This is a genomic window from Streptomyces sp. NPDC102274 (genome assembly GCF_044766385.1).
Taxonomy (GTDB): Bacteria; Actinomycetota; Actinomycetes; order Streptomycetales; family Streptomycetaceae; genus Streptomyces.
This window is the reverse complement of record NZ_JBIWLW010000002.1, coordinates 228412-240741: the sequence shown is the minus strand read 5'-3', so window position 1 is coordinate 240741 and position 12330 is coordinate 228412. Positions and strand designations below refer to the sequence as shown.

The 12330-nt window shown below is 69.5% G+C and carries 15 protein-coding genes; all 15 read left to right on the top strand.

Annotated features, from left to right (window positions below; genetic code table 11):
* Nucleotides 1-10: 10 nt before the first annotated feature.
* Nucleotides 11-1456 (top strand): phage portal protein, encoded by a 1446-nt coding sequence (locus tag ACIRQP_RS03455; RefSeq protein WP_403882686.1) that lies wholly within the window; start codon nucleotides 11-13, stop codon nucleotides 1454-1456.
* Entirely contained in the window at nucleotides 1453-2376 is a 924-nt protein-coding gene (locus ACIRQP_RS03450) for a hypothetical protein (RefSeq protein WP_403882683.1), read from the top strand. Before ACIRQP_RS03455 ends, ACIRQP_RS03450 begins: the two co-directional genes overlap by 4 nt.
* Before the next feature lie 52 nt (nucleotides 2377-2428).
* Entirely contained in the window at nucleotides 2429-3136 is a 708-nt protein-coding gene (locus ACIRQP_RS03445; protein WP_403882680.1) for a hypothetical protein, read from the top strand.
* A gap of 26 nt (nucleotides 3137-3162) precedes the next feature.
* On the top strand, nucleotides 3163-4032 hold the full coding sequence (locus tag ACIRQP_RS03440) for a P22 phage major capsid protein family protein (RefSeq protein ID WP_403882677.1): 870 nt from the start codon (nucleotides 3163-3165) through the stop codon (nucleotides 4030-4032).
* A 17-nt stretch (nucleotides 4033-4049) separates the two neighbouring features.
* Nucleotides 4050-4265, top strand: coding sequence for a hypothetical protein (locus ACIRQP_RS03435; protein WP_403882675.1), 216 nt, complete (start codon nucleotides 4050-4052; stop codon nucleotides 4263-4265).
* 12 nt (nucleotides 4266-4277) lie between these two features.
* Nucleotides 4278-4871, top strand: coding sequence for a hypothetical protein (locus ACIRQP_RS03430; RefSeq protein WP_403882672.1), 594 nt, complete (start codon nucleotides 4278-4280; stop codon nucleotides 4869-4871).
* The gene (locus ACIRQP_RS03425) at nucleotides 4868-5206 is read left to right on the top strand and encodes a head-tail adaptor protein (protein WP_403882669.1); all 339 of its coding nucleotides are present in this window, start codon (nucleotides 4868-4870) and stop codon (nucleotides 5204-5206) included. The genes ACIRQP_RS03430 and ACIRQP_RS03425 overlap by 4 nt, the downstream gene beginning before the upstream one ends.
* Before the next feature lie 9 nt (nucleotides 5207-5215).
* Nucleotides 5216-5542 (top strand): hypothetical protein, encoded by a 327-nt coding sequence (locus tag ACIRQP_RS03420; RefSeq protein ID WP_403882666.1) that lies wholly within the window; start codon nucleotides 5216-5218, stop codon nucleotides 5540-5542.
* Nucleotides 5543-5554: 12 nt separating this feature from the next.
* Entirely contained in the window at nucleotides 5555-5932 is a 378-nt protein-coding gene (locus tag ACIRQP_RS03415; RefSeq protein WP_403882663.1) for an HK97-gp10 family putative phage morphogenesis protein, read from the top strand.
* Nucleotides 5929-6330 carry a DUF3168 domain-containing protein gene (locus ACIRQP_RS03410; protein WP_403882660.1) on the top strand — a complete coding sequence of 134 codons (402 nt, stop codon included), beginning with the start codon at nucleotides 5929-5931 and terminating at the stop codon, nucleotides 6328-6330. The genes ACIRQP_RS03415 and ACIRQP_RS03410 overlap by 4 nt, the downstream gene beginning before the upstream one ends.
* A gap of 10 nt (nucleotides 6331-6340) precedes the next feature.
* Nucleotides 6341-6760, top strand: coding sequence for a phage tail tube protein (locus tag ACIRQP_RS03405; RefSeq protein ID WP_403882657.1), 420 nt, complete (start codon nucleotides 6341-6343; stop codon nucleotides 6758-6760).
* 1 nt (nucleotide 6761) lies between these two features.
* Nucleotides 6762-7133 carry a hypothetical protein gene (locus ACIRQP_RS03400; protein WP_403882653.1) on the top strand — a complete coding sequence of 124 codons (372 nt, stop codon included), beginning with the start codon at nucleotides 6762-6764 and terminating at the stop codon, nucleotides 7131-7133.
* A gap of 158 nt (nucleotides 7134-7291) precedes the next feature.
* Nucleotides 7292-7477, top strand: coding sequence for a hypothetical protein (locus tag ACIRQP_RS03395; RefSeq protein WP_403882651.1), 186 nt, complete (start codon nucleotides 7292-7294; stop codon nucleotides 7475-7477).
* A 19-nt stretch (nucleotides 7478-7496) separates the two neighbouring features.
* Complete coding sequence (locus ACIRQP_RS03390) at nucleotides 7497-9560, top strand: hypothetical protein (RefSeq protein ID WP_403882649.1); 2064 nt, start codon at nucleotides 7497-7499, stop codon at nucleotides 9558-9560.
* On the top strand, nucleotides 9557-12328 hold the full coding sequence (locus ACIRQP_RS03385; RefSeq protein ID WP_403882646.1) for a hypothetical protein: 2772 nt from the start codon (nucleotides 9557-9559) through the stop codon (nucleotides 12326-12328). The genes ACIRQP_RS03390 and ACIRQP_RS03385 overlap by 4 nt, the downstream gene beginning before the upstream one ends.
* The last annotated feature ends 2 nt before the right edge of the window (nucleotides 12329-12330 follow it).

The following is a 12330-nucleotide window of genomic DNA, read 5'->3' as shown; positions in this document are numbered from 1 at the left end:
GGGGGGCCTCATGCCCGTTTCCGAGGAGCAGGCACGCTCTCTGGTGGAGGTTCTGGAGCGGGAGCTCACGGCCCGCAACCCGAGCATCGAGACGTTCCAGGCGTTTTACCGGGGCAGGCAGCCCCTGGCGTACTCCTCGGAGGAGTTCCGGAAGCTTCACGGCGACCGGTACAAGGACTTCGCCGACAACTGGACGCAGGTGGTGGCGGATTCTCCGGTGGAGCGTCTGACGGTCACGGGGGTCAAGCCCTATGGCCTGGACCAGGCGGACGCCGAGTCGTGGCGCGTGTGGCAGACCAACGGCCTGGACGCGGACAGCCAGCTGGGGTTCCTCGGCGCCGTCACCGCGGCCCGTTCCTTCGTCCTGGTGTGGGGGAATCCTGACGACGAACAGAACCCGGTGGTGACGTTCGAGGACGCCACGTCGTGCATCGTCGTGTACGAGCCGGGGAGCCGCAGGCGCCGGCGGGCCGCTCTGCGCAGGTGGCAGGACGGCGACACGTACATGGCCATCCTCTACTTGCCCGATCAGCTGTGGAAGTTCGAGCGGCCGGTGGAGCGTCAGCAGAAGTCGACGGACATGGAGGCCGCCGACACGGTGATCGACGGCTGGACGCCGCGCGAGATGAAAGCCGAGCCGAACCCGCAGACCAACCCGATGGGTGTGGTGCCGGTGGTGGAGCTCCCGAACCGGCCCGGCCTGGTGACCGAGCCCATCTCGGACGTGGCCGGGGTGGTGGCCATGCAGAACGCGGTGAACCTGCTGTGGGCTCACCTGTTCACCGCCTCGGACGCCGCGGCTCTGCCGCAGCGCGTGCTGCTGGGCACCGAGGTCCCGAAGATCCCGATCCTCAACAGGGATGGCGAGGTTGTCGGCAGCAAGCCGATGGACCTGGAGAAGCTGACGACTGACCGGGTCGCGGTCTTCACCGGCGAAAACGCCAAGATCGGCGAGTGGACGGCCGCGAACCTGGCCGCCTTCACCGACGTGATCGAGAAAGCGGTCGGGCACATAGCGGCGCAGACCCGCACCCCGCAGCACTACCTGGTCGGCAGCTTCTCGAACCTGTCGGCTGACGCGCTGCTCGCCGCGGAAACCGGGCTGGTGAAGCGTGTGGAGGAAAAGCAGCTCTGGTACGGGCAGGCCCTGCGCGAGGCGTTCGCCCTGATCGCCCTGGCCCAGGGCAACGATGCCAAGGCGACCGCTCTTCGGGCCGGTCAGATGCTGTGGGCGGACGCCGAATCCCGGTCTCAGGCCCAGCAGGCCGACGCCCTGGTGAAGCTGAAGACCATCGGCTTCCCCTTCGAGTTCCTCGCCCTGCGCTACGGACTGACGCCGGCCGAGGTCGCCGACGTGGTGGCGATGAAGGCGCGGGAAGCCCAGCTCGATCCGCTGGGCGCCGCCACCGCCCTCATGGCCCGCCAGCCGGACGCCCCCGGCTCTGGTGCGGTGTGAGCCCGTCCCCGGCCGCCGTGGAGCACCAGCAGCAGCGTGCGGTCATCTCCGCGGCAACAGCCCGTGCCGCGGTGCGGCTGTGGCAGCAGACCGACCCGGACGACCTTCAACGCTCCTGGCGCCTCCTGCTGCCCCGCGTCGTAGCGCTGGTGACTGCCGGGCAGCTGGGCGCCGCCCGGCAGTCGCAGCCGTACCTGGACGAGTTGCTGCGGGGCGTGGACAGCGAGGGCCGGATACGGCCCGAGGCGCTGGCCGGAGTGGCGGCGGACGGCCGGGATCTGCTGGAACTGCTCCTCTACCCGCTGTGGGTGACCCTGTCAGGGATCAGCCGCGGCGTGAGCACCGCCGCGTCGATCGCTTCGGGTGCCGCGTTCCTGGACCTGCTGGCCCGCACGCTGGTGGCGGACATGGGCAGGGCCGCCGACCTGGTCGGCATGATTGTCCGCCCGGCCGTCACGTCGTATGTGCGGGTGGTGGAGATGCCCGCGTGCGCACGGTGCATCCTGCTGGCCGGAGTCGAGTACGGGCTCAGCACCGGCTTTCAGCGCCATCCCCGGTGCGACTGCGGGATGGAGCCTGTCACCCGTACCCACCGGCCGGAGCCGACCAGCGCCAAGACCATGTTCGGGCAGCTGAGTCCCGCGCGGCAGCTCACGACGTTCGGGGCCGCCGCGGTCAAGGCGATCGAGGCCGGGGCCGATATCGCGCAGGTCGTCAACGCCCGGCGCGGCATGTCCACGGCGACCGCCTACGGGCGCGCGGTCCAGGCCACGACCGAGGGCATGACCCGCCGCGGTATCGCCGGAGCCCGCCGCCGCGGAGCCCGCTCCCCGCGCCTCATGCCGGAGGAGATTTTCCGCCTGGCCTCGGACCGTGAGCAGGCTGTCCGCATGCTGCGGCAGCACGCCTACATCGTCTGACGTCCCCGCCCGCGCGCAACGCGCGGGCCCATACCCCGCAATGGGAGATCACATGTACTTCAGCACCCTGCCCCGCCACGCCCGCACGGACGCGCCCGGCTGGTCCCACCCCTACGGCACCGGCCCGTTCTCGCCCGTGTTCTACGCCGACGGGGACCCCGACCCGGACGCCGACCCCGCCCCGGACGCCGATCCGGATACGGACCCGGACGCCGATCCGGACGCGGACCCGGACGGTGCCGAGGATCTCGGCGACAAGGGCAAGAAGGCCCTGGACGCCATGAAGGCCAAGCTGAAGACGGAACGCGAGCGCCGTCGCACCGCCGAGGCCAAGTTGCAGGACAAGCCCGCCGGCACGGGCAACACGGACGAGATCCAGGCCAAGGCGGACGCGGCGGCAACCGCCCGCGCCAACGCCCGGATCGTGCGCTCCGAGGTCCGTGCGGCGGCGGCCGGGAAGCTGGCCGACCCCAAGGACGCCCTGAAGTTCCTCGACCTCGATCAGTTCGAGGTCGACGAGGACGGCCAGGTCGACGAGGACGAGGTCGCCGACGCGATCACCGACCTCGTGAAGAACAAGCCCTACCTGGCCGCGCAAAGCGGCAAGCGGTTCCAAGGAACCGCGGACTCCGGCGCCCGCAAGGGGAGCGGCCGGCCATCCCAGCTCACCCGCGACGACCTGAAGCGGATGAGCCCCGAGCAGATCGTCAAGGCCAAGGCCGACGGCCGCCTCGACGACGCGCTCGGCATCACCCGGTAACCCTCTGACGAGCCTAGGAGGCTCCCATGGCTGTTGACACCTTCCTTCCCGAGGTGTGGAACGCCGAACTGCTGGTGTCCCTCAAGAAGCGGTACGTCTTCGGCCAGGCCGACGTCATCAACCGCGACTACGAGGGCGACATCGCGCAGTTCGGTGACACCGTCCACATCGGTACCCTCACGGCGCCGACGATCTCGACCTACACGAAGAACTCGACCACCATCAACCCGCAGACGCTGACCACCACGGACCAGACGCTGCTGATCGACCAGGCGAAGTACTTCGCGTTCGAGGTCGACGACGTCGACGCGCGCCAGGCCCGCGACTCCGGGCAGCTCCTGTCCAAGGCCGCGACCGAAGCGGCCGACGGTCTGACCGACGTCGCTGACCTGTTCCTGGCCACGCTGATGACCACGAACGCGGGCAACGTCATCATTCCAGGCGCCGCCGCTACGCCTGACGCCGCATACAAGATCGTGCTGGGGCTGCGGCTACGGCTCGACAAGGCGAAGGTCCCGGCCGATGGCCGCTTCCTGATCGTCTCCCCGGACTTCTACGCCCTGCTCTTGCAGGATGCGCGGTTCATCGACGCATCGCAGTACGGATCCACCGCGCCGATCATGAACGGCGAGGTCGGCCGCATCGCGGGCTCCCGGGTGATGGTGTCCCTGAACCTGCCCGCCGGTACCGCCGGGACTGCGCCCGCCGTGTCGAACTTCGTCATCGCCGGGCACCGGATCGCGACCACGTATGCCGACCAGATCAACAAGACCGAGGCGTACCGGCCGGAGAGCTCGTTCTCCGACGCGGTCAAGGGCCTGCACCTGTACGGCTCGCGGGTGGTGCGCCCGGAGGCGCTCGCGGTCATGGACGTCGACGTCACCTCCGGCGTCTGAGAAGGGAACTGAAAACCATGGCTGAGATCAGCGTGAACATCGTGAACAACAGCGGCCAGACCGTTGGCCTGCGCGTAGAGGAGGGCGGCGAGACCCACGAGTACCTCAAGACCCTCGTCCGCCGGGAGGACCTGAAGTCCGTGACCAAAGTCGCTGACCGTAAGGCTCCCGCCAAGCAGACCGGCGGGACGAAGCCGTCCGCCGATCCCAAGTCCCCACCCGCCGACAAGTAACGGGAGGTCACCGTGGCACTTGACCCGTTGGCGACGGTGGCCGATCTGACCGCCCGCGGCCTGACCGTCGAATCCGGCGAGACGGCGATCGTCGCCGTCTACCTGGACGTGGCGTCGGCCGCCGTCCGGGAAGCGGCGGGCTGCCCGATCCTTCAGATGGTTTCCACCGTGGCGCTGGACGGCGAGGCGGACCAGCGGCTGCGGCTGCCCGGCCCGCCCGTCACGAATGTCGCGTCGGTCGTTCTGGACGGAGTCCCGGTCACTGACTGGCGGCTGCGCTCCGGGGCGCTGTGGCGTGCTGCCGGCTGGTCGACCAGCTGCGCGCCGTCCGAGGTGGACGTCACCTACACCCACGGCCTGCCTACCGTGCCGGCGGACATCGTGGACCTGGTGTGCCGGATCGCGGCCGCGGCGCTGGTCTCCTACCGGGCCGAGGACGGCGGTACCGGTCTCGCCGCCGGCGACATCCGCGCCGAGCGGATCGGGGACTACTCGGTCACCTACGGCGACGGCGGGCAGATCACGGAGATGGAGCTGCCGGACTACCTGCGCGAGCGCCTGGCCGCCCGTTTCGGTGGCGGCGCCTACGTGGTGAGAACACGGTGAGCCGCATCGGCCGGTACCTCAACCGCACGGTGGAGGTGTGGCGGGTGGTTCTCGCCGACGACGGCGGCGGCGGCCAGGACCAGATGTGGGTGCACGAGTCGACGCAGCACGGACGCCGGTCTCAGCCCACCGCCCGTGAGCGCCAGGCCGCCGACCAGGCGGAGGCCCGCCTCGATTACACGTGGTACTTCGATACCCGGGCGGATGTGCGCCGCGGCGACGAACTGCGCGAGCCCGGCATGGTCCACGCGGTGTTCGCGGTGTTCGAGCCGTCCGGGCCCGGCACCTATCTGCGGGCGGACTGCACCACCCGCCAGCCCACCAACACGAATTGAGGCACCTCCATGGCACTTCTGGCCGCACAGCAGCTGCCCCTGTCCGGGCTCCAGGCCACCTACGCCAGTGCCGCCGTCGGCGGCGACCTGGCGCCGGTCGGCGAGAAGCTCGTTCTGCACGTCCGCAACGGATCCGGGTCCACCGTGACCGTCACCGCGGCGACCCCCGGCACGGTCGGCGATCTCGCCGTGGCCGACGCGATCCAGGCGGTTCCCGCCGCCGGGTCGGTGTTCATCCCTTTGAAGTCGGTGTTCCGCGATCCGATGACCGGCCGGGCGTCCATCACCTACAGCGCCGTCACCACCGTCACCGTCGCCGTCCTCCAACTGCCCTGAGAGGAGTCCGCCATGGCCCGAGGCAGAAGCCGCCTGGACGGCCTGACCGAGGCCCTGCGCGCGGTCGGGCGTGTGCCCGAGGCTATGCGCGCGGCCCGTACCGAGACGCTCAACGAGTGGGCGGGCACCGTGCAGGACGGTGCTGAGGAGCGTGCGCCCCGGCGGACCGGTGACCTGTGGGCCGCCCTTGACCAGAAGGTGGAAGAGCGTTGGGGCCGCGCCGAGGTCGGCGTGTGGGACCAAGCCCAGCTCGAATACGCCCTGTATGTGGAGAGGGGCACGTCCTCGATGGCCGAGCAGCCGTATCTGCTGCCCGCGTTCGAGGCGGCCCGCCCGCAGGTGACCCGCACCTACCGGGTCGCGTTCCGCCGGCACATGGGGGGCGGGTGACGACCGCCCTGTGGCCGCTCCAGCAGGCCGTCATCACCGCGCTGCGCACCGACACGGCTCTGTCCGGGCTGGTGACCGGCGTGTTCGACAACGTGCCCGAAACCCAGGCCCGCCCGTATGTCACCTACGGCACCGCGACCGAAGCCGCAGATGACGCGCACAACCAGCGCGGCCTGACCTCGAACATGACGCTGCACGTCTGGTCGGAACACCTCGGCTTCAAGGAGGCGGCGGGCATCCTCGCCGCCCTCGACCAGGTCCTGGACCGCCGCCCCCTGACGGTGGCCGGATTCCGGGATGTGTCCATCGCCCACCAGCAGCACCAGCAGCTGCGGGATCCCGACCCGGAGATCCGGCACATCGCCGTGACCTACCGGGTGTGGCTGACCAAGGAATAGGAGAACGGATATGGCTGGTCTTGACGCGTTCGGCACGCAGCTGAAGCGCTCGGACATGGCGACGACGCCGGTTTTCGCGGCGATCGCCAACGTCACCAACATCACCCCGCCAGGACTGGAGCGGGAGACGCTGGACGTCACCTCGCACGGCTCGCCGGACGCGTACCGCGAATTCGCCGGCGGTCTGAAGGACGGCGGGGAAGTCTCGATCGACGTCAACTATGACCCGCGCGTCCATGACGCCCTGGTCGCCGACTTCGCGGACTCCGAGCCGCGCGACTACAAGATCGTATGGCCCAAGACGCTCGGCGAGTGGGAGTTCACCGCCCTCCTGACCGGCTTCGAGGCCGAGGCCCCGCACGACGAAAAGCTCGCCGCGTCCCTCACCTTCAAGGTGTCGGGCAAGCCCGTCATCACCCCGGGAACCTGAGATGACCGAATACCTGTCAGCAGAGCAGATCCTCACCGCAGACGACCTCGCCATCGAGGACGTCCCCGTGCCCGAGTGGGGCGGCACCGTGCGAGTGAAGGGCATGTCCGGCAAGGAGCGCGACCGCTTCGAGGCCGGTTTCGTCGGCGCCGACATGAAGCAAGCGGCCAAGGACAAGGCGCTGGAGAACTACCGGGCTCGGATCGCAGCAGCGTGCCTCGTGGACGCCAAGGGCGACCGGATGTTCCGGTCCGCCGCCGAGGTCGCCCGGCTCTCCGAGAAGAGCGCGGAAGCCCTGCAACGGGTCGTTGACGTCGCCAACCGCCTGTCCGGGCTGACCGAGGACGACGTCGAAGAGCTGACGGGAAACTGAGGGCCCGGCCAGAGCGGCAGTTCTACTTCCGCCTGGCCGGGCACCTCGGATACACCGTCGAAGAGCTTCTTGACCGGATCTCCTCGCGCGAGCTCACCGAATGGCAAGCCTTTGAACGCCTGACGGGCCCCTTCGGCGGTCACCGCAGCGACGTACAGATGGCAGTTCTGGCCTCGGTCGTCGCGAACTCCCAGCGATCCAAGGGCCGCATGTCCACGCCCAGCGACTTCCTGCCCAAGTGGGACGGCACGCGCCACGTGATGACCCCTGAAGAGATGTTCGCCGCAGCGATGCAAGCCAACGTCGCCATGGGCGGAACAGCGCACATCCGAACCGACAACTGAACAGAGAAGGGGGGTTCCCATGGCCACCCTCGCTTCGATGACGGTGCGGCTGGGCATCGACACCGACCAGCTGCGCGCGGGCGCGGACCGCGCGCGGGGCATTCTGTCCGGCCTGGGCAAAGCAGCGGCCGGTCTCGGCGTCGGCGTGCCGGCCGCCGCGGCAGTGGCGGCCGCTGTCGGCGGGATCGCCGCCGCGGCAGTGTCCGCCGGAGCGGCCGTGAAAGCGTTCCAGATGGCTGCCGGGCCACAGATGGAGGCCGTCAAGAACGTTGCCGAACTCGCCGCGGCCGCCGAGGAAGCCGCAGCCCAGGGCGGGGAGAAAGCCGCAGCAGCACAGAAGGCATACGCCGACAGTCTCGCCCAGCTTCCGCCGGCGACACAGGCCACAGCGAAAGCCCTGATCGGCCTGAAGAACGACCAGCAGGCGTGGTCCGACAGCCTGGCCAGCAGCACCATGCCCGTCTACACCAAGGGCATCGAACTGCTCCGCAAGCTCCTGCCGCTGCTGACCCCCCTGGTGAAGTCGGCGGCCGGCGCGGTCAGCGGCTTCATCGACGACATCGCCAAGGGCGCGGAGGGCGGCGGCCTTAAGCGCTTCGCCGACAGTCTCGCGGCGTTCGCGGGCAAGAACCTGCGCTCGTTCCTCAACTCGCTGAAGAACGTGGGCGTGGGGATCGCCGGGATCATCCGAGCGTTCCTGCCCATGTCGACGCAGATGTCGGGCGGGATCGAGCAGATGACGGCGAAGTTCGCCGAATGGGGCAAGTCTCTGGCGGGTTCCGGCGGGTTCGAGAAGTTCGTGGCACTGGCCAAGCAAGGAGCGGAAACCCTCGGAGGGCTCGCCGCGGCCGGGCTGAAACTGCTGGTGGCCCTCGGCCCGCTGATCGGGATCACCACGACACTCGCCCTCCAGCTGGCGACGATCGTCAACAACATTCCCACCCCGGTGCTGTCCGCGCTGGCCGTGGCCATCGGCACGGTGGTGGCCGCGATGAAGCTGTGGGCGCTGGCGCAGACCGTCGTGGCGGTCCGCAACAGGATCTGGACGGCCACTCAGTGGCAGCTCAACGCGTCCATGCTCGCCAACCCGATCTTCCTGATCATCGTGGCGGTCATCGCGCTCATCGCGATCATCGTGTTGATCGCGACCAAGACGACCTGGTTCCAGACCGCGTGGCAGTACACGTGGAACTTCATCAAGACCGTCTCCCTGGCCGTGTGGAACTGGCTGAAGTCGGCGTTCAAGGCCACCCTCGCCTTCCTGGTCGCCGTCTGGACCACCGTCTCCGGCGCGCTGACCACGGCGTGGAACGCGGTGTGGAACGCGATCAAGTCTGTCGCCCTCGCCGTCTGGCAGGGCATCAAGTCCGCGATCAGCACCGCGATCAACAGCGTCAGAGCGACCGTCGAGCGGGTCCTGAACGCCATCAAAGCCGTCTGGAACACGGTCTGGAACTGGATCCGCGGGTTCATTCAGCGCCAGATCAACACCGTCAGGGCGATCATCACCGGTCTGTCCGCGATACCCGGGCTGGTGGCCGGCTATTTCCAGCGGATGAGAGACAGCGTGGCGCAGCGGGTGGTCAGCCTGATCGCGTTCGTCCGGAGCATCCCCGGCAAGGTGAAATCGGCCCTCGGCAACCTCGGCTCACTGCTGCTCGGCGCCGGGCGGAGCATCGTCCAGGGCCTGATCAACGGCGTCACCGGCATGATCGGCGCACTGAGGTCCAAGTTCTCCTCGATCACGAACATGATCCCCGACTGGAAGGGGCCCATGACCGTGGACATGAAGCTCCTGACGCCGTCCGGCGAGGCCCTGATGAGCGGCCTCATGGCCGGAGTCGACAAGACCGTCCCGGCCCTGCGCAGCCAGCTCCAAGGCATCACCTCCGACATCCCCGGCAACGTGAACGTCGGTGTCCGCACAGCAGGGGCGGCATCCGCGAAAGCGAACAGCAACGCGCGGCTCGTGGTCACCGTCGACGGCTCCGGCCAGGACGCCTTCAAATCCTGGGTCCGCTCAATGATCCAGGCCGACGCGGGCGGCAACGCCCAACGGTTCTTCGGAGGCTCTGCCGCATGACCGATATCCGCACTGAGTTCCAGCTCGGCGGGCAGTGGGTCAACGTCTCCGACGACGTGCGCACCTCCACCGACCTCACGATCACGCACGGGCGCGCGGACTACGCAGGCGAGTCCGACCCCTGTAGAGCGGCCCTGACCCTCAACAACCGGCACGGCCACTACAGCCACGACAACCCGCTCAGCCCCTGGTACGGGCTGCTGGGCCGCAACACGCCCGTGCGGATCTCGGTCCCCCAGACACAGACCTATCTGGCCCTGGACGGCACCGAGGCCGCCACCGCCTCCACGCCGCACGCCACGGCGCACGCCATCACGGGGGACATCGATGTCCGGATCGAGGCCACCGTCACGGACTGGTGGACCACCCGCGTACAGATGCTGATCGGCAAGTGGGACTCGGCCACCGACCAGCGCGCTTGGATGTTCCAGCTGGAAAACGGTCTGGTCCGATTCCTGTTCAGCCCGAACGGGGTCAACAACCTCTCCGCGACCTGGGAAGCTCCCGCCCTCCCGGCGCGGGCGGCACTGCGGGTCACCCTGGACGTGGACAACGGGGCGGGGGGTTGGACTGCCCGCGGCTACTGGTCCGAGACGCTCGACGGCCCGTGGACGCCGCTCGGCGACGAGGGCGTGGCCGCAGGCGCTACCGGCATCTTCGCCGCTTCCGCGCCGCTGGTGATCGCGCCCACGACCGCGACCATCACCCCTCCGTGGCTGCCCATGGCCGGGCAGGTGCACCGCGCGGAGGTCCGGGCCGGCATCGACGGTCCCGTGGCGGCAACGCCTGACTTCCGGGCCCTCACGCCGGGCGCCAGCTCCTTCACCGACGGCGCGGGCCTGCCCTGGACCGTCACCGCCCCGGCCGCCGTCTCCAACCGCAACTACCGCTTCTACGGCGAGATCGCCGCGCTTCCCACCGAGTGGGATCCGAGCGGATCCGACCAGTGGGTCACTCTCACCGCGAACGGGCCCAAACGCCGCTACCAGCAGGGGAAACAGGCGCTCCAGTCCGCGCTTCGGCGCAGCGTCGTGCGCGAGTCACACATGCTCGCCTACTGGCCCATGGAAGAGGGCGCGGCCGCCACGCAGGGCTACAGCCCAGTCCCCGGTGTCTCCCCGATGACGGTCAGCAATGTGCGATGGGCCGCCAACAGCACGCTGGCCGCGTCGAACGCGCTGCCGGAGCTGGCGTCCGCGGACAACGGCGCGGACCTGCCCACGGTCAAGGCCCGCATCCCCGCGCCCCGCAGCCCGATCACGGGCTGGCAGGCCCGCATGCTCTACAAGCTGGACACGGTGAACACCACCTTCTACAGCCTCTTCCATGTGCTCTCCACCGGCACGGCCGCCCGGTGGGTTGTCCAGCTGCGCAACGACACCTCGCGGCTCCTCGTCCAGGACGCGGACGGCAACACCCTCCTGGACCGGCTGATCACCACCGGCGCCGAGAAGTATCAGCGGTGGCTGTCCGTCCACCTCATGGTCTGGCAGGACGGCGCCAACGTCTCCTGCCAGCTCGGATGGCACGACGTCACCGGCGAGTCCGAGGGGTCCGGGATCTACAGCTTCCCCGGGACTCTCGGGCGCCCCACCCTGTGGACCTCCCCGCCGTCCGGGTACGCCGCCGCCCTGGACGGTATGGCCATCGGTCACATCGGCGTATTCGGATCCCGTCTGATCGACAACGTGTACGCCGGCTCGTGGGCCGCCTACACCGGCGAGAGTGCGGCCACCCGCATGCAGCGCCTGGCCGCCGAGGAGGCCCGGCCGCTCGCACTGGACGCGCCCCTGGGGCGCAGCGAGCCGGTGGGCCCGCAGACGGCCGACACGTGGCTGTCCCTCATCGAGACGGCCGCGGCAGCCGACGGAGGGATCCTCTACGAGGACCGCGGCGCGCCGACGCTGCGCTACCGCGACCGCCAGACCATGTACGGGCAGGCACCCGTACTGACCCTCCACTACACGGCCCCGGGCCATGTGATGCCCGGCATCCGGCCCGTGGACGACGACCAGGCCACCCGCAACAACGTCACCGTCACCCGGGCCGGCGGGTCCTCCGCCATGTCCGTACAGGAGACAGGCCCGCTCAACGTCCAGGACCCCGGGACCAACGCGGACGCGGTCGGAGAGTACGACCAGGCCGTCACCCTCTCCCTGCACGAGGACGGTCAGACCCAGCCCATCGCGGACTGGAAACGCGCCCACGGCACCTACCCCGGCAGCCGCTTCCCCACCGTCACCTTCAACCTGCGCCGCGCCCCCGAACTGGTGGAGCCCTTCCTCCGGCTGACCCCGGGCGACCGCGCGGACATCCTGAACATGCCCATCGGCAAAGGCGGGCCCGAGCCAGTGCGGCAACTCGTCCAGGGCTGGACGGAAACCCTCGGCCCCTACCGCTGGGAAGTCACCCTCAACTGCACCCCCGCCATGCCCTGGTCCGTCGCGCAGTGGGGCGACGGCTCGGATACGGCCGGCACCGAATCCCGCTGGGGGACGGACGGATCCGTCCTGGCCACCGCCCTGACCGCCTCGGCCACCACCGCCACGGTGCGCACCACGCAAGGTGCTCTGTGGACCACCGCGCCCGCTGATCTCCCGCTGGATATCACCGTGGGAGGAGAGCGAATGACCGTCACCACGGTGACTGGACTGGTACAAGACCAGTTCGCCCGCACCATCCCGAGCGGCTGGGGCACCGCGGACTCCGGCCAGACCTGGACGAACAGCGGCGGCACCGCCTCCGACTACTCGGTACAGGGGGAATGAGC

Excerpts from the sequence above, each read along its gene's own strand:
- ACIRQP_RS03455 (WP_403882686.1), top strand. The coding sequence starts at position 11 with ATGCCCGTTTCCGAGGAGCAGGCACGCTCTCTGGTGGAGGTTCTGGAG.
- ACIRQP_RS03445 (WP_403882680.1), top strand. The coding sequence starts at position 2,429 with ATGTACTTCAGCACCCTGCCCCGCCACGCCCGCACGGACGCGCCCGGC.
- ACIRQP_RS03440 (WP_403882677.1), top strand. The coding sequence starts at position 3,163 with ATGGCTGTTGACACCTTCCTTCCCGAGGTGTGGAACGCCGAACTGCTG.
- ACIRQP_RS03435 (WP_403882675.1), top strand. The coding sequence starts at position 4,050 with ATGGCTGAGATCAGCGTGAACATCGTGAACAACAGCGGCCAGACCGTT.
- ACIRQP_RS03420 (WP_403882666.1), top strand. The coding sequence starts at position 5,216 with ATGGCACTTCTGGCCGCACAGCAGCTGCCCCTGTCCGGGCTCCAGGCC.
- ACIRQP_RS03415 (WP_403882663.1), top strand. The coding sequence starts at position 5,555 with ATGGCCCGAGGCAGAAGCCGCCTGGACGGCCTGACCGAGGCCCTGCGC.
- ACIRQP_RS03405 (WP_403882657.1), top strand. The coding sequence starts at position 6,341 with ATGGCTGGTCTTGACGCGTTCGGCACGCAGCTGAAGCGCTCGGACATG.
- ACIRQP_RS03400 (WP_403882653.1), top strand. The coding sequence starts at position 6,762 with ATGACCGAATACCTGTCAGCAGAGCAGATCCTCACCGCAGACGACCTC.
- ACIRQP_RS03395 (WP_403882651.1), top strand. The coding sequence starts at position 7,292 with ATGGCAGTTCTGGCCTCGGTCGTCGCGAACTCCCAGCGATCCAAGGGC.
- ACIRQP_RS03390 (WP_403882649.1), top strand. The coding sequence starts at position 7,497 with ATGGCCACCCTCGCTTCGATGACGGTGCGGCTGGGCATCGACACCGAC.
- ACIRQP_RS03385 (WP_403882646.1), top strand. The coding sequence starts at position 9,557 with ATGACCGATATCCGCACTGAGTTCCAGCTCGGCGGGCAGTGGGTCAAC.